Consider the following 15,554-nt stretch of genomic DNA (forward strand, 5'->3'; position numbering starts at 1 on the left):
TGACGACACGGGGGAGCGGAAAAGCCCGAGGTCAGCCGGCCAGCGGTGAAACCTCTCACCCTCCCACCGCTTCGCGGCGGGCCCCTCCCTCTCTCGAAGAGAGAGGGATTTCTGATCACACCTTCGGGCGGATCGCCTCGATCGGCGGGGGCGGCGGCGTGACTTGCGAGGGATGCGGCGGCGGGGGCGGACGGTGGCCGTGCGGCGTGGCGCAGGCGGTCAGGACGACAGCGGCCAGGCCCAGCAGCGAAAGCCGGCTCAGCATCCGCGCGCGCCGGGGAAGATGCCCAGGCTGCCGCGGAAGCAGCGGTGCTCGCCGCGCGGATCCCAGTATTCGGTCGTGCCGTCCGAGCGCTTGATCGCCCAGCGCTCGCCGGTCTGGCCGTCCCGGCCGACCACGGCGATGTCGCCCGGCCCGCGCGAGGTCACCGCATAGCCGTCGCCGGTCAGGGCGTCGGAGGCGCAGGCCTCGGTCACGCCGGGCTTGGAGAGATCGCCCCGCATCCCCGCCGACGAGCCGGTGCGCTGGTTGAAGGCCGACACCTCGGTCCCGCCCTGGCCGCTGACGAACACCTGGGTGCCGCTGGCGCGGTCATAGGTCATGACATCGGGCGCCTGGCCGGTCAGGGGCGCGCCGCAAGGGCCGCCGCGACCGCCCGGTCCGGGCCGCTTGCCGGCCGTCGGCTGGGCCTGGACCGCGCCGGCGACAAGCGCCAGGGCCAGGACGCTGGATGCGAACAGGCGGATCATCGCGGACCTCCTTGCGGGCGGATGGGCGTGCCGGTGGACGGACCAACCGGACCGCCGGCGGCAGCCGAGGCCTCGTAGGGATCGGCGGGGCCGCCGGCCAGGGCGCCCGACGGCGGTCCCGAGAGCACCGCCACCGCGCCGGCCGGCCAGTAGCTGTCGTAGTCGACGCGGGCCCGGTCGCGCGGCGTGCGGAACAGCTCCGGCGCCTCGAACCACGGACGGCAGGTCAGCGCGCCGTCGAAATAGCCGGTGACCAGGGCCTCGCAGCCGCCCGGATGGGCGAAGACCCGGTTGTCGCGGGCGCGGATCTGGGCCCCGCTGTCGGCGAACAGCCCCGCGCGCATCACCCCGGCGATGGCGTTGTCCGAGGCGTAGACCACGCCCGAGGCGGCGTAGATGCCGACGTCGGCGGCTTCGAGCCGGCCGTCCAGCACGCGCAGGTCGGCGCCTTCCAGCACCACCGCCCAGTCGCTGTCGCGCACGACGGGGCGCTGCAGGGTGGTTTCGCCGCCGCTGATGTAGATGCCGCGCGAGAAGCCGTCGGTCGACAGGCCGTCGATCTGCACCAGCTGGTCGCGGTTGACGCCTGTCAGCACGAAGCCGGCCGAGTTGCGGGTGCGCGAGGAGCCGCTCCAGTCGCCCAGGCGCACCACACGAATGTCGCGCAGGCGGCTGTCGCGGCCGGTCTCGACGGCCATGCCGATGGCGGTGGCGGCCACGTCGATGTCCTGGGCCTGCAGGCTGCCCGACAGCTTGACCACCGGCGCGCGAGTGCGGCCGACGAAGGCCGTTTCGATCATCTCCACCCGACTGTCGGCGACGTCGATGGCCGAGGCCTCGCCGTCGTAGCGCACGACCACGCCCTTCAAGGCCAGCTCGGTGGCGCGGCCGACGATGCAGGAGGCCGAACCGCCGCGCGAGGCTTCCAGGCCCAGGTTCTGCAGCACCACGAAGGCCACGCCCGGAGCGATGCGGATGCACGGCTGGTCGGCCGGCGCGATCAGGATCGGCCGGGTGCGCGAGGGGCTGTAGTCACGGGCGGTGATCACCACCGAGCGGGTGACGCTGAGCGACTCCAGGCAGGCTCCGCCGTTGCGCGAGACCAGGGTCAGGGTGTCGCCGTCATAGAGACGCGACAGCACCTCGTTCACCTCGCCCGGATAGGCGACGTCACAGTCGACCACCGTGCGGTACGGCCCGTAGCCGCCGCCGGGATAGTAGGGCCGGCGCGGCGGCTTGCGCTTGATCGGCCGGCGCACGCCGCAACCCTTCGACAGGTTGGGCTCGAGCAGCAGGCCAAAGCACGGACGGATCTGCTGGTCGACCTTGGCGTCGGGCGAGGCCAGGGCGACCTGCGGCGCGGCGCCCGCCAGGCCCAGGACGACGAGGGCCGCCGCGAAGGGGGCGAGGCGCTTCATCGATAGTCCCTTTCAGCATCGGGGCGGGCGGCGTCGCCGCGAGGGGCGTTAATGGGCACGGCCTCGACCGGTCCGGCGCTGGCCGGGGCCACATAGGCCCGCGCCGCATAGGGCTGGGGCCGCTCGCCCGGGCCGCGCGGCGGGCGCGAGACCTGGGCCAGCAACTGCTGCAGCCTCCAGGCCGACGGCTTGAAGCCGGCCAGGGCCGCGTCCAGCTGGTAGACCACCGCCTTGGCCCGGTCCTGGTCGGCCACGCCCTGCAGGCCCAGCGAGAAGAAGGTCGACATGGCGTACTTGGCCTCGGGCGAACCCTGGCGCTCGGCCTCCTCGTACCAGTGATAGGCCCGGGCGTAGTCGCGCGGCACGCCGACGCCCTCGGAGTACATCACCGCCAGAACGAGCTGGGCCTTGGACGAGCCGTTGACGGCCGCGTACTGCACCGCCCTCACCTTCTCGATCGGCGTCAGGCGGCCGGTCGTGGGCCGGCCGATCGAGGCCTGGAAGGTCTGGGCGTCGTTGAGCGACAGCAGCCGCTCGTCGAGCAGCGGCGCGGGGATGATCCTAAGGTACGACAGCGCCTCGCCGATGTGCACGAACGGCAGTTCGTGCAGGCGGGCCAGCGCGGCTTCCTTGGCCTCGCCGGCCGGATCGCTCTCGTCGGAATGCGGCACGCCGGAATCGGGCGAATCCGGCGGATAGAACTCGTAAGGCGGGATCCAGCGCTTGGCCTTGGTCTCGACGAAACCGCCGTACGAGGCCCGCTGCGGCGAGGAACGCTCGAAGTCCTTGAGCATCACATAGGCCGACACGTCGCCGGTCTGCACCGCCAGGTAGTTGTAGAGATAGGCGTCGATGTCGTTGCGGCGGAACAGGTCCAACGCCGCCGGCGCGCCGATGCGCTTGCGGTCGCCATAGGCCTCGACGGCCTGCAGGTTGTCGGACGGCTCGCCATAGGGTCCGAAATAGCCGTCGTGCATCCGCGCCAGGGTGCGATAGCCGTCGGCCCCCTGGGTCGACAGGATGTAGATCACCCGGTTCCTGACCTGCTCGCGCTCCTCGGTCGACATCCGCGACAGCTGGCGGTCGAGCGCGCCATAGGCGGCGTGGCGCTCGAAGGCGCGGCAGTCGTCGAAGCGCGACAGCGCCTTGCCCGGCTTGCCGCGCGGCTCGTAGGCGGCGATCGGCGCGTAGCCGGACGGATTGGCCAGCGCCATGGCGTACCAGGCGGCCGCCTCGACCGGATCGTCGAGGTTCTTGTCGCTGGTCCGCTGGCCCTCGTAGCGGCGGGCCAGCTCCAGCTGGGCGAAGAAGTCGCCGCGAAAGCCGCCCTGGCGCAGGTTGCGGATCTCGATCTGCTGCTGGTTGAACTGGCCCGAGGCGCCTTGCGCCACCTGCGGGCGCGGACAGGCCGTCGCCCGCTTGGCGAACAGCTGCGGCGCGGAGAAGTCGCAGCCGAACAACGGCAGCACGGCCACGGCCGCCACCGCGCCCAGCGGAACCCGGCGGATCAGACGACGCCTGTTTTCGAGGAGGTGGGCGCTCGCGCGCCTCAGCCTGCGGAGGAGCGCAACAGCATCGCCGGCCTCGTGCATCGCTCCCCCTCCCGCACGCCGTTAACCATGATCGGAGAGTCGTTCATGAGCCGCCCGCCCCGAGACTGTCAAGCTCGCCGACCGACGTTCATCAACTCTTGTTTGACGTGCCTGAAATGGAACGGGTTTTGGCAGGCGGAAGGTGGCGAAGTCCGTGTATTTTCACGGTTTCTAGTTCAACCGCGCTCGCGTCTCACCCGCTCGACGGCCCGCAGGATGTCGTCCCGATTCTTCGCCGACTTGGCCCAGGCCGGCAGCCGCGAGACGACAGTCCGGTTGCGCGGCCCGGCGGCATCGGCCGGCCTCTGCTCCACCCTGATGCGGCCCGACAGGTAGGTTTCGAGATAGTCGAGATGATCCTCGTTCCAGGCCACGAGGTCGCCATGACGGGTCACCGCGCGGAAGCGGGGCGCCAGGCCCATGAACGGGTCGATCGGCGCGCCGTTCGGCGTCTGCGGCCGTTCCCGCGTCGCCCCGCAGTCGCGACAGACCATCCGGCGCGCGGCGGACGCCTGCACGTCGGACGGATCGCGCGGCAGGATAACCGCGAACCCGCCGCATGCCGGGCAGTCGACGACAAGCCGCCCCAGAAAGTCGTCGGGCAGCCGGGCGGGAACCACCGAACGTCCGTCGCCGCCCGCCATGCCTGCTCCTGTCGCCCCTTACCTTCCCGTCGGCATATCCTTGAACGCCACGTCCTTGTCGACCCGCACGTCGCCGGGCAGGCCCAGCACCCGTTCGGCGATGATGTTCTTGAGGATCTCGTCGGTGCCGCCGGCGATGCGCAGGCCCGGCGCCCACATCAGGCTTTGCTGGAAGGCCGCGCCGGCGGCGGCTTCGGGGCCGGTGAGGATGCCGTACTCGCCCTGCATCTCGACGGCGGTGTTGGCCAGATCCTGCAGCTGGTTGGCCGAGATGATCTTGCCGATCGAGCTTTCCGGCCCCGGCGTCTGGCCGCGCGACAGGGCGGTCATGGTGCGGAAACGGGTGAACTTCAGCCCCTGCGAGGCCACGAACCAGTCGGCCAGCTTCTCGCGGAAGGCGTCGTTGGACAGCGCCGGACCGTCCTCGCCCGGCAGGGCGCGGGCCAACTCCATGACCTCGCGGTAGTTGGGGCCGGCCGAACCGCCGACGGCCAGGCGCTCGTTCATCAGGGTGACCAGGGCCACCTGCCAGCCCTGGCCGACCTCGCCCAGGCGCTGGCTGTCCTTGACCCGCAGGTCGCTGAAATAGACCTCGTTGAACTCGCGCCCGCCCGACATCTGGTGGATCGGCCGGCACTCCACGGCCGGATCGCGCATGTCGATCCAGAACATGGTCAGGCCCTTGTGCTTGGGCACGTCGGGATCCGTCCGGGTAAGGAGGATGCCGAAGTCGCTGTAGTGGGCGCCGGTGGTCCAGACCTTCTGGCCGTTGATCACCCAGTCCTCGCCGTCACGTACCGCCCGCGTGCGCAGGGCCGCGACGTCGGAGCCGCCGGCCGGCTCGGAGAACAGCTGGCACCAGATCTCCTGGCCCTTCACGGCCGGCGAGACGAAGCGCTTCTTGGTGTCGGTGTCGGAGAAGGCCATGACCGTCGGCACGCACATGCCAAGGCCGATGGTGAAGTAGCCATAGGCGACGCCGGCCTTGCCTTCTTCCTGGCCGAAGATGACGGATTCGATCGGCGTGCCGCCGCCCCCGCCCACGGCCGCGGGCCAGGTGATGCAGGCGTAGCCGGCGGCGGCCTTGCGGGCCTGCCAGGCCTTGGCGGCGGCCATGTGCTCGGGCGTGTTGGCCTTGGGCTCGCCATGCTCGGCGCGATGAGCGGCGGCGGCCTCTTCCAGCCAGGCGCGGGCCTTTTCGCGATAGGCGGCTTCGGCGGGGGAGTCGTTGAAGTCCATTGTCCTGTTCTCCCTTAAGCCGCGTTCTTCTTCTCGAGCTCGCTGACCAGCCGCTCCTTCCAGAGCCTCGGCGAGCCGGCGACCAGGGAGAGCTGCCGCGAGCGGCGGTAGTAGAGGTGGCAGTCCACCTCCCAGGTGAAGCCCATGCCGCCGTGCACCTGGACGCTTTCCTTGCTGGCGAACCAGAACGCCTCGGAGGCGGCGATGCGGGCGGCGGCGGCGGCCGTGGGCAGCTCGGGAGCGTCGTCGTTGAGCGCCCAGGCGCCGTAATAGGCGTTGGAGCGGGCGACCTCGTTCTTGACGTACATGTCGGCCAGCTTGTGCTTGATGGCCTGGTAGCCGGCGATCACGCGCCCGAAGGCGTAGCGGCCCAGGGCGTACTCCTTGGCCATCTCCAGGCAGCGATCTGCGCCGCCCAGTTGTTCGAAGGCCAGCAGCACGGCGGCGCGGTCGAGAATGGCCTGCACGAGGTCGAAGCCCTCGCCCGCCCCGCCCAGCCGCTCGGCGGCCGCGCCGTCGAAGGTGAGCCGGGCCACGCTGCGGGTGGGGTCCAGGCTCTCCAGGGTCTCGCGCTTCACGCCGGGGCCGGTCAGGTCGACCAGGAAGAGGCCGGGCTTGCCGCCCTCGCCGGCCAGGACGATGGCGGTGTGGGCGACGTCGCCGTCGGTGACGGGAATCTTCACGCCCGAAAGCCTGCCGCCCTCTACCCGGGCCGACAGGGCCGAGGGGGTGAGCACGCCGGGGCCCTCGCTGACGGCCAGAGCCCCGATCAGCTCGCCCGCGGCGACGCGGGGCAGGATGGCGGCCTTCTGGGCGGCGGCGCCGTGGGCCATGACGGCCTCGGCCAGGATGTAGACGGTGGAGGCGAAGGGGATCGGAGCGACGGCGCGCCCCAGCTCCTCGGCGATGGCGCAAAGCTCGACCCGGCCAAGGCCCAGGCCGCCGTGCTCCTCGGGAATGGCCGCGCCCAGCCAGCCCTGCTCGGCCACCGCGGCCCACAGAGGCGCATCATAGCTCCTGGCCGGATCGTCGAGCACGCCGCGCACCACCGCGGGCGGACAGCGGCCGCCCAGGAACTTGCGGGCCTCGTCCTTGAGGAACTTCTGGTCGTCGGAATAGTCGAAATCCACGGCCGTTTCTCCCTGCGGCCGCTCTTGGCGACGGCCGTTGAAGAGACGATGACCCAGGTCGAAACGCCTGGAAAGATTGACCCGGCGTCAAGGATTTCGAGATTTTATAGCCGCTTATCGCGAGTCAGCCGCCGTTTCGGAGTCCCATGGCCAAGACCGTCTTCCAGCGGAACCAGAAGGTGTGGGTCGAGAGCGTCGGCGCCTGGGCGACGATCGAGAAGATCGTGCCCATCTGGGCCAAGGGCTTCGACGAGCCGGTGCGGGTGACCTACGACGTGGGTCTGGGCCGCGAATTCCTGGCCCATGAACTCAAGCCCGAAGACAGGATGGACCCGCAGGAAGGCGGCGTGCTGTCGAACTGGCGCGTGCTGCGGGCCCGCAACAAGTGGCAGCAGGAGGGCGACTGCCTGCACCACCCCTTCCCCGGCACCTATCCGGTCGTGGTCACCGACACCAACGACTGGGGCGGCTGGCGCACGCCCGGGGCCGAGTACGACCGCGACCCGCGCAAGATCGAGTTCCAAGCCAAGCTGATCGCCGCCGCCCCGCGCCTGCACGCCCTTTCGCGCGAGATCATGACGCTGGTCGGCGACCATCCCGAAGACGCCCCCCCCGCCCTGCTGGCCCTGGCCCAGAAGGCTGCGGCCATCGAGCGGGAACTGCACGAGACCCCGGCGGCGGGAACGGTGGAGGGCTGAGGCCCGGAGCGTCCGCTAGAACCGCCGCCCCACGCCCACCGACACCACCATCGGATCCAGGTTCACCTTCGACTTCAGCGCGCCGCCGTTGATCTTGGCGTCGGTCTCGAACCACACCTTCTTGACGTCGACATTGATGACGTAGGGGCCCTTCACGGCGATGTCGGCGCCCGCCTGCAGCGCGTAGCCGAAGCCGTCGTCGAGATCGACGGTGAAGCCGTTACGGTCCTTGCCGCTGTAGAAGATCATGTAGTTCAGCCCCGCGCCGACATAGGGGTTGAAACGGGCCTTGGGCGCGAAATGGTACTGGGCCGAGACCACCGGCGGCAGCACCCAGGTCTTGTGCACCACCACGTCGGTCCCAGGCCCCACGGCCTTGACGGTGTGCTGGGTCGTGCCGGCGATCACCTCGACGGCGAGTTTGTCGGTCAGGAAGTAGGAGACCCCCAGCGTCGGCTTGACGTCATCCTTGACGTCGGCCTTCAGGCCGCTGGCGACCCCGGCCGAGGTAACGATCGGGTCGCCCGCGTCGGGCGCGACGCTGGTGGCGCGCAGGTTGAACTGCCAGGTCCCCTTGGCGGCGGGCGTGAAGGCCTCCTGGGCGTGGGCGCCGGTCGCGGCGGCGGCGAGCGTCAGGCCGGCGGCGAGAGCGAGGCGGAGGGCGGTCATTGGTCTTATCCCCTTGGATCGGCGACGCATCGAGGCGTCGACAGGGGTGATGCGCCCGCCCGCGCATCCGGACATTGATCCGCCTCAAGCCCTCGAGAAGCGGCCCTCCTTCCAGGCGCGCCAGGTCAGCCAGACGACGGCCAGGACGCAGCCCGCCAGCAGGGGGACCGAGCTTTCCGGGCCGCCCTCGCCTCTCAGCCAGGCGATCAGCACGCCTCGCCCCGGCTCGTAGATGAAGGCCTCGGTAGAGTCGTAGCCGCACTGCAGCGAATAACCGCCGATGACCGCGCCCACCAGCGCGCCCCAGCCCATGAACAGGCCCAGCCCCAGCCACAACCGCCGGCGTCGCAGCCAGACGAGGGCGAGGATCGCCCCGCCCAGGGCCGCGTTCGCGCGCTGGATCGGCGGATGCTCCACGTCAAACGAAAGGATCCAGAAAGCGGCGAGCGCCGCGAGCACGACGCCCACGGCCGGTCCCAGCGCCTGCGAGCCCAGCCGCGCGATCCCACCCTGCACCACCAGGCCCAGCAACAGCCCCCCGAACGCTCCCTGGGAAAGGCCGGTGGCCAGCGCCCAGCGCCAGTCGACGAGAGGCGGCGGCCGCCAGACCACGCCGCCGCTCAGGGTGAGCACGCCCATCAACAGGCCGAAGGCGAGCACGGCCAAGGCGATCCCACGCCCCAGCTCGGGAAGCGCCGAGGCCAGGGCCAGCTCGGACGGCCAGCGCCTTTCGGCCAGCCGAACCAGCAGGACATAGGCTCCGACCGCGGCCGCGATCGACGCCAGGACGGCCAGGGGCCCCGCAACCAGGTCGATGTAGAACCTGGCGCCGGAAACAGGGCTGAAGGCCAGGTCGATCCCGACATCAACGGCCCCCATGGTGGCGAACCCCACGATGCCGGGCGCCGCCATCAGGATCATCGTCCGCCCTCGTCGCCTCAAGCGCGCGTAAAGCGGCCTTCCTTGAAGGCCCTCCAGGCCAGGAAGCCGGCCACCAGCGCCCCGCCGACCAGCGCCGGGACCGAGGCGTCGGGTCCGCCGGGCCCGCGCAGCCACGAGATCAGCGGCCCTTGCTCCGGCGCGAAGATGAACGCTCGCGCGGCGTTGCCGCCGTCCCCGTGGTAGAAGCCGCCCCTGACGACGGTCATAAGCCCGTCCCAGGTCGCGACCACGCCCATGCCGAGCCAAAGGCGTTCGCGGCGCAGAAAGATCAGGGCCAGCGTCAGCCCGTCGATCAGTGCGCCGAGTTGCGCGTTGACGTGCACGCTTCCACCGGTCCACCAGGCCGCCGCGAAGGCGGCCGCGACGACGCCGAACACCGGCCCCTGCGTCTGGGCCAGCAGCCGGGTCAGCACGCCCTGAAGCACGATGGCCGTCAGCACGCCGGAAGCGATCCCGAAGGCCAGGCCGGCGGAGATGTGGCCGAGCCAGGCCTCCAAAGGCGGCGGGCGCCACGCGATCGCGCCGGCCGACGTCAGGACGACCATCAACAGGAGGAAGGCCGCAGCGGCCAGGCCCACGCCTCGCGCGGCCTCGATCCAGGCGCCGCGCGGCGCGAGCTCGACGACCGCGCGTCGCTCGACCAGACGCACCAGCAGCCAGTAGACGCCAACGAAAGCGATCCCGGCGAGCGGCGAGGCGAGCGACATGTACAGGCGCAGGGCCTCGTCGCTCAGCGATGCTTCCGGCCGCAGGATGACGAACAGGCCGACCACGAGCGGGCTGACGCTCTTGTAGACGCCGAAGCCCCCGATGAAGACGGCCGCGGCCAGCACGGGCGCCCAGACCAAAGCCCCCAGGACGCGGAATGGCGACCCCTCCGGCGCAGGCTCGGAATTGGCGATCTCTGACACTTGCAAACACCCCCGGTTACATCGCCAACTTAACCGATAAATCGACAAGCCGCGCAACCGGCGGCCTCGCCCCCGACCCGACGGGCGACTACATTGGCCGGATGCGCACCGAAACGCCCCAGCCGATCCGGCTCTCCGACTACCGCCCGTTCCCGTTCGAGATCGAGACGACGCACCTGTCGTTCCAGCTGGCGCCGTCCGCCACGCGCGTGACCGCCACGCTGAAGGTGCGCCGCACGGGCCAGGCCGGCGAGGCCCTGGCGCTGAACGGCGAGCGGCTGGCGCTGAAGTCGATCGCCATCGACGGCCAGGCCCTGAGCGCCAACCAGTACCTGCTGGACGACGAACGGCTGGTGATCGCCGAGGTCCCCGACGCCTTCGAACTGACCACCGAGGTCGAGATCGATCCGTCGGCCAACAAGGCGCTGATGGGCCTCTACATGTCCGGCGGCCGGTTCTGCACCCAGTGCGAGGCCGAGGGCTTCCGCACCATCACCTTCTTTCCCGACCGGCCGGACGTGCTGTCGCGCTACACCGTGCGGATCGAGGCCGATCGGGCGTTCGAGCATCTGCTGAGCAACGGCAACCTGATGGAGGCCGGCGAGCTCGACGCCGGCCGTCACTACGCCGTCTGGAACGACCCCTTCCCCAAGCCGGCCTATCTGTTCGCCCTGGTGGCCGGGCGGCTGGACGTGCTGGAAGACAGCTTCGTCACCATGAGCGGCCGCACCGTGACCCTGAAGGTCTTCGTCGATCCTGGCCAGGCCTCGCGCGCGGCCTACGCCCTGGACGCCCTCAAGCGCTCGATGAAGTGGGACGAGGAGGCCTTCGGCCGCGAGTACGACCTCGACCTCTTCATGATCGTCGCCGTGCGCGACTTCAACTTCGGGGCCATGGAGAACAAGGGGCTGAACATCTTCAACTCCTCGCTGCTGCTGGCCGAGCCGGAGACGGCGACCGACTTCGACTACGAGCGCATCGAAAGCGTGGTCGCCCACGAGTATTTCCACAACTGGACCGGCAACCGCATCACCTGCCGCGACTGGTTCCAGCTGTGCCTGAAGGAAGGCCTGACGGTCTTCCGCGACCAGAGCTTCAGCGCCGACATGCGCGGCGCGGCCGTGCAGCGGATCAAGGACGTCAAGGCCCTGCGCGCCCGCCAGTTCGCCGAGGACGCCGGCCCGCTGGCCCACGCGGTGCGGCCGTCGAGCTATCTGAAGATCGACAACTTCTACACCGCGACCATCTATGAGAAGGGCGCGGAGATCATCCGCATGCTGAAGACCATCCTGGGCGTCGACGCGTTCCGGGCCGGCCTTGATCTCTATTTCGAGCGCCACGACGGCGAGGCCACGACGGTCGAGGCCTTCATCGCCTGCTTCGCCGAGGCTTCAGGGCGGGACCTGACCTCGTTCTTCTCCTGGTACGAACAGGCCGGCACCCCCGCCGTGTCGCTGACCCACGCCTATGACGCCGCCGCCAAGGCGCTGTCGATCACCCTGACCCAGAAGACCGCCCCCACCAGCGGCCAGCCGGTCAAGAAGGCCCTGCCGATCCCGGTGACCATCGGCCTGCTGGCCCAGGACGGCCAGGCGATCCGCGACAGCGAGGTGGTGCTGCTGGAGGGCGAAAGCCTGACGGTGCGCTGGGAAGGCGTTGCGGAAGCCCCCGTGATCTCGGCCCTGCGCGGCTTCTCGGCGCCGGTGACCCTGACCACCGACGCGCGCGCCGCCGACGCCTACGTGCAGTTCGCCGCCGACCCGGACCTGTTCAATCGCTGGGAGGCCGGCCAGGGCCTGGCCCGCGACCTGATCCTGGCCCGCGCGGGCGGGACCCCCGACGAGGTGGGCGAAGAGCGCTACGCCCAGGCCCTGGGCCGGGCGCTGGACGACGCCGCCGCCGATCCGGCCTTCAAGGCGCTGCTGCTGGCCCTGCCCAGCGAAGGCGACCTGGCGCTGGCCGTCGAGCCGGCCGATCCGGCCGCGATCCACGACGCCCGCGGCCTGCTGCGAGCCCGCATCGCCGTACACCTGGGCGAGCAGCTGGGCCGCATCCACGGCGCCATGCAGGGCGACGGCGAGTTCTCGCCCGACGCGGCCTCGGCCGGTCGCCGGGCGCTGCGCAACGCCTGCGTCGACCTGCTGGCGGCCGATCCCCACGCCGACAACGTGCAGCGCATCGTCGGCCACTTCGAGGCCGCGGCCGCGCTGACCGACGCCATGGGCGGCCTCTCGGCGCTGCTGGCCGTGGGCGGCGAGCCCTGCGAGCAGGCGCTGGCGGCCTTCCACGCCAAGTGGCGGCACGAGCCGCTGGTGCTGGACAAGTGGTTCTCGGTGCAGGCCCGCGATCCGTCGGAGAACGCGCTTTCGCGCGTGCTGGCCCTGACCGGGCACGCCGACTTCGACGCCGGCAATCCCAACCGCTTCCGCGCCCTGGTGCAGGGCTTCGCCAGCGCCAATCCCGCCCGCTTCCACGATCCCAGCGGCGCGGGCTACCGCTTCCTGGCCGACCAGATCCTGGCCGTCGACGGCTTCAACCCGATGACGGCCGCCCGCCTGGTCGAGCCCCTGGGAAGCTGGCGGCGCTACGTGCCCGCCCTTGGCGACCTGATGCGGCGCGAACTGGAACGGGTGAAGTCCGCCCCGGGCCTGTCGAAGAACGTGCTGGAGCTGGCGAGCCGGGCGCTGGAGTAGAAACCTCCCCCTCTGGAGGAGGCGGCCGAAGGCCGGTGGGGGGCCGTTTTCAGCTTCCGATGCATCGGGCCAGGGCCCAGATCACTCCCCCCACCGATCGCTTCGCGATCACCTCCCCCACGGGGGGAGGTCCCTTGGGCGGCGAGCCTGAGGTGATTCCTCCGCGCAACGGTTGCGACCAAAGCGCTCATCCCCCGCTTATTCGCCTCTCCCCCGGGTGACGGCGCAGCAGCGGGTACGGTAGATTCACCATGTCGGCGAACTGACTCGCCTGGGGTGCTTCGGAGCTTTTAGCGTTGCGGATCGGCGGGGCGAAACCCGGAAGACCGGCGAAGGCCGGACTTTCGGCTGCGGGCGTGGCTCGCATACGCGCCGCCCGGTCGTCGCAGGCCTATGTCCGCATCGTCATTCTGGCCGCGCTGCTGCTGCTGGCCGTCTACACCGCCCTTGGCCTGCACAGCCTGCAGAAGGAAGCCTCCGCCCCGCCAGGCGGCGCGGCCCTGGCGGCCCAGGCCCAGATCCTGGCCGGCAAGGTCGAAACCAACCTGGCGGCCCAGCGCGCGGGCCTCTCGGCCGCCGCCGACCTGCTGGAACGCGATCCGACCTCGGCCATCGACGCGGCCGAGACCGCCCTGCGCGCCGCCGGCGGCGAGGCCATGGCCGTGGCCGTGACCACCAACGCCGAGGTCCTGGCCGTCGCGGGCCGCGATCCCTCCGCCGACTGGCGCCTGGCCGCCCGCGCGGCCGCCTCCTCGGGCCGCAGCGTCTGGGTCGGCGGCGTCGGCCGCAGCGGCCGCCTCTACGTGGCCATGGCCGCCCAGACCAGCGCCGGCCGCGGCTACGTCATCGCCGCCGGCGATCCTTCGCGCCTGCTGGGCGAGCCGGGCAAGGAGCGCTCGGTCGCCCTGTTCCTGGCCGACGGCGGCCTGCTGGTCGGCGCCGGGCGCGCCGTGCAGGGCGCGGCCAGCCTCAGCCAGGCCTACACCCTCTCGGTCGAGGACCTGCAGGGCGGCGCGGCCGCCCTGACCGGGCGCGGCGTCGACGGCTCCAGCCTCGACGTCTCCTTCGAGCCGCTGGCCCAGGGCGCGCTGATCGCCGCCGTCAGCACCCCCAGCCACACCGTGGCCAACATCAATCGCCAGGTCATGGAAGGCGTGCTGACGCTGACCATTCCGCTGGCCGCCGGCATCGCCCTGGCCTTGATCCTGATGCTGCAGAGCCGCCGCGCCGAAGCCGCCCAGCGGGAGTTCATCGACAGCGAGCAGCGCTTCCGCCTTGCCGTCGAGGCCGCGCGCTGCGGCATCTGGGAATGGGACCTGCGCTCGGACGAGGTCTACATGTCCGACGTGACCGGCGCGATGTTCGGCTGGGGCGGCGGCGGCGTGGCCCCCGGCCAGGACCTGGTCGAGCGGATCTCGGCCGATCATCGCGACCGCGTGCGCCAGGCGCTGGCCAACGCCGCCCAGTTCGGCGCCTTCGACGTCTCGTTCCGCATCCCGGCCCGCGAGCACGGCGGCCGCTCGATCTGGGTGGACGCCCGCGGCCAGGGCTTCGGCAAGCCGGGCGAGGACGGCTATTCGCGCATCATCGGCGTGGCGCTGGACGTCACCGAGGAACGCCTGGCGCAGGCCCGCGCCCAGGCCGCCGAGAACCGCCTGCGCGACGCCATCGAGAGCGTGTCGGAAGCGTTCGTGCTCTGGGACCGCCAGGGCCGCCTGCTGATGTGCAACAGGAACTACCGCAACGTCTTCTCGCTGGAGCCCAAGCTGCTGAAGCCCGGCGCGGCCCGCGCCGAGGTCAACCGCTTCGCCGCCCTGGCCGTGCGCCAGGAAATCCCCGACCCGACCGGCGCCAAGGGCGTGCGCGAGGCCGAGCTGAACGACGGCCGCTGGATCCAGATCAGCGAGCGGCGCACGGCCGAGGGCGGCCTGGTGATGACCGCCGCCGACATCACGGCCATCAAGACCCAGGAAGAGGCCCGCCGCCGCAACGAGGAGCAGCTGCAGAACGCCGTCGCCGGCCTGGAGCGCAGCCAGGAGCAGTTGGCTGAGCTGGCCCGCAAGTACGAGATGGAGAAGGTCAAGGCCGAGGGCGCCAACAAGGCCAAGAGCGAGTTCCTGGCCAACATGTCCCACGAGCTGCGCACGCCGCTGAACGCCATCAACGGCTTCTCCGAGATCATGATGAACGAGATGTTCGGCCCGCTCGGCGACCAGCGCTACAAGGGCTACAGCCTCGACATCCACAACAGCGGCCAGCACCTGCTGGCCCTGATCAACGACATCCTCGACATGTCGAAGATCGAGGCCGGCAAGATGGCCCTGAAGTTCGAGCCGCTGCACCTGGAGGACGTCACCGAGGACGCCGTGCGCCTGGTGCGCAACCGCGCCGAGGCCGCCGGCCTGAAGCTCGAGGTCGACTTCCCGCCCCTGCCCGAGATCGAGGCCGACTATCGCGCGGTCAAGCAGGTGCTGCTGAACCTCCTGAGCAACGCCATCAAGTTCACCCCCCGCCAGGGCCGGGTCGTCGTGCGCGCCGAGATCCGCCGCGACCCGCTGGGCGAGCGCGTGAAGGTGTCGGTGACCGACACCGGCATCGGCATCGCCGCCGAGGACCTGGCGCGCCTGGCCCGCCCGTTCGAGCAGGTGGAAAGCCAGCACTCCAAGACCACGCAAGGCACGGGCCTTGGCCTGGCGCTGACCAAGTCGCTGGTCGAGATGCACGACGGCGCGCTGGAGATGGTCTCGACCCCCGGCGACGGCACCACGGTCAGCTTCACCCTGCCGATCAGCCAGAGCAGCCCGATGCAGGTGCGCGACTACGCGGTGGCGTAAGCGCCCCGTTTGGCGCCAAGCTGCCCGGATCGCC

General features: G+C 70.9%; 13 protein-coding genes. 3 read left to right on the forward strand and 10 right to left on the reverse strand.

Features of this window, described 5'->3' with window-relative positions; genetic code table 11:
- Positions 1-115: 115 nt before the first annotated feature.
- The 7 genes from AC1DCG_RS14115 to AC1DCG_RS14145 form a co-directional block, all read right to left on the reverse strand.
- Positions 116-265 (reverse strand): hypothetical protein, encoded by a 150-nt coding sequence (locus AC1DCG_RS14115; RefSeq protein WP_165260284.1) that lies wholly within the window; start codon positions 263-265, stop codon positions 116-118.
- On the reverse strand, positions 259-750 hold the full coding sequence (locus AC1DCG_RS14120) for a hypothetical protein (RefSeq protein ID WP_477028919.1): 492 nt from the start codon (positions 748-750) through the stop codon (positions 259-261). Before AC1DCG_RS14120 ends, AC1DCG_RS14115 begins: the two co-directional genes overlap by 7 nt.
- Positions 747-2,168, reverse strand: a complete 1,422-nt coding sequence (locus AC1DCG_RS14125) for a hypothetical protein (RefSeq protein WP_477036973.1) — start codon at positions 2,166-2,168, stop codon at positions 747-749. The genes AC1DCG_RS14120 and AC1DCG_RS14125 overlap by 4 nt, the downstream gene beginning before the upstream one ends.
- Positions 2,165-3,760 (reverse strand): tetratricopeptide repeat protein, encoded by a 1,596-nt coding sequence (locus AC1DCG_RS14130; protein WP_477028921.1) that lies wholly within the window; start codon positions 3,758-3,760, stop codon positions 2,165-2,167. The genes AC1DCG_RS14125 and AC1DCG_RS14130 overlap by 4 nt, the downstream gene beginning before the upstream one ends.
- Positions 3,761-3,936: 176 nt before the next feature.
- Complete coding sequence (locus tag AC1DCG_RS14135) at positions 3,937-4,404, reverse strand: hypothetical protein (RefSeq protein WP_477028922.1); 468 nt, start codon at positions 4,402-4,404, stop codon at positions 3,937-3,939.
- A gap of 18 nt (positions 4,405-4,422) precedes the next feature.
- A complete protein-coding gene (locus AC1DCG_RS14140; protein ID WP_477028923.1) occupies positions 4,423-5,643 on the reverse strand; it encodes an acyl-CoA dehydrogenase family protein in 1,221 nt (406 codons plus the stop codon).
- A gap of 14 nt (positions 5,644-5,657) precedes the next feature.
- Positions 5,658-6,773, reverse strand: a complete 1,116-nt coding sequence (locus tag AC1DCG_RS14145) for an acyl-CoA dehydrogenase family protein (RefSeq protein WP_477028924.1) — start codon at positions 6,771-6,773, stop codon at positions 5,658-5,660.
- Between the two features lie 146 nt (positions 6,774-6,919).
- Here AC1DCG_RS14145 and AC1DCG_RS14150 point away from each other — a divergent pair, with 146 nt between their 5' ends.
- Complete coding sequence (locus AC1DCG_RS14150) at positions 6,920-7,471, forward strand: hypothetical protein (protein ID WP_165260298.1); 552 nt, start codon at positions 6,920-6,922, stop codon at positions 7,469-7,471.
- A gap of 15 nt (positions 7,472-7,486) precedes the next feature.
- Here the strand turns inward: AC1DCG_RS14150 and AC1DCG_RS14155 are convergent, their stop codons facing one another.
- The 3 genes from AC1DCG_RS14155 to AC1DCG_RS14165 all read right to left on the reverse strand — a co-directional run bounded on the left by AC1DCG_RS14155 (position 7,487) and on the right by AC1DCG_RS14165 (position 9,915).
- Positions 7,487-8,140 carry an OmpW/AlkL family protein gene (locus AC1DCG_RS14155; RefSeq protein WP_477028925.1) on the reverse strand — a complete coding sequence of 218 codons (654 nt, stop codon included), beginning with the start codon at positions 8,138-8,140 and terminating at the stop codon, positions 7,487-7,489.
- 84 nt (positions 8,141-8,224) lie between these two features.
- Positions 8,225-9,061: a hypothetical protein gene (locus tag AC1DCG_RS14160; protein WP_477028926.1), complete on the reverse strand. Its 837-nt coding sequence runs from the start codon at positions 9,059-9,061 to the stop codon at positions 8,225-8,227.
- A 17-nt stretch (positions 9,062-9,078) separates the two neighbouring features.
- Entirely contained in the window at positions 9,079-9,915 is an 837-nt protein-coding gene (locus tag AC1DCG_RS14165) for a hypothetical protein (protein ID WP_477028927.1), read from the reverse strand.
- Positions 9,916-10,094: 179 nt separating this feature from the next.
- On the opposite strand from AC1DCG_RS14165, the gene pepN reads away from it, so the two are divergent.
- Together pepN and pleC are read left to right on the forward strand one after the other, a co-directional pair.
- On the forward strand, positions 10,095-12,686 hold the full coding sequence (gene pepN / locus AC1DCG_RS14170; protein WP_477028928.1) for an aminopeptidase N: 2,592 nt from the start codon (positions 10,095-10,097) through the stop codon (positions 12,684-12,686).
- Between the two features lie 296 nt (positions 12,687-12,982).
- Positions 12,983-15,520, forward strand: a complete 2,538-nt coding sequence (gene pleC, locus AC1DCG_RS14175; protein WP_165260308.1) for a cell cycle histidine kinase PleC — start codon at positions 12,983-12,985, stop codon at positions 15,518-15,520.
- The last annotated feature ends 34 nt before the right edge of the window (positions 15,521-15,554 follow it).

The sequence above is a fragment of the Caulobacter sp. 10L414 genome (assembly GCF_056395525.1).

Coding starts and splice junctions, on each gene's coding strand:
- AC1DCG_RS14115 (WP_165260284.1), bottom strand. CDS start 265: ATGCTGAGCCGGCTTTCGCTGCTGGGCCTGGCCGCTGTCGTCCTGACC.
- AC1DCG_RS14120 (WP_477028919.1), bottom strand. CDS start 750: ATGATCCGCCTGTTCGCATCCAGCGTCCTGGCCCTGGCGCTTGTCGCC.
- AC1DCG_RS14125 (WP_477036973.1), bottom strand. CDS start 2,168: ATGAAGCGCCTCGCCCCCTTCGCGGCGGCCCTCGTCGTCCTGGGCCTG.
- AC1DCG_RS14130 (WP_477028921.1), bottom strand. CDS start 3,760: ATGCACGAGGCCGGCGATGCTGTTGCGCTCCTCCGCAGGCTGAGGCGC.
- AC1DCG_RS14135 (WP_477028922.1), bottom strand. CDS start 4,404: ATGGCGGGCGGCGACGGACGTTCGGTGGTTCCCGCCCGGCTGCCCGAC.
- AC1DCG_RS14140 (WP_477028923.1), bottom strand. CDS start 5,643: ATGGACTTCAACGACTCCCCCGCCGAAGCCGCCTATCGCGAAAAGGCC.
- AC1DCG_RS14150 (WP_165260298.1), top strand. CDS start 6,920: ATGGCCAAGACCGTCTTCCAGCGGAACCAGAAGGTGTGGGTCGAGAGC.
- AC1DCG_RS14155 (WP_477028925.1), bottom strand. CDS start 8,140: ATGACCGCCCTCCGCCTCGCTCTCGCCGCCGGCCTGACGCTCGCCGCC.
- AC1DCG_RS14160 (WP_477028926.1), bottom strand. CDS start 9,061: ATGATCCTGATGGCGGCGCCCGGCATCGTGGGGTTCGCCACCATGGGG.
- pepN (WP_477028928.1), top strand. CDS start 10,095: ATGCGCACCGAAACGCCCCAGCCGATCCGGCTCTCCGACTACCGCCCG.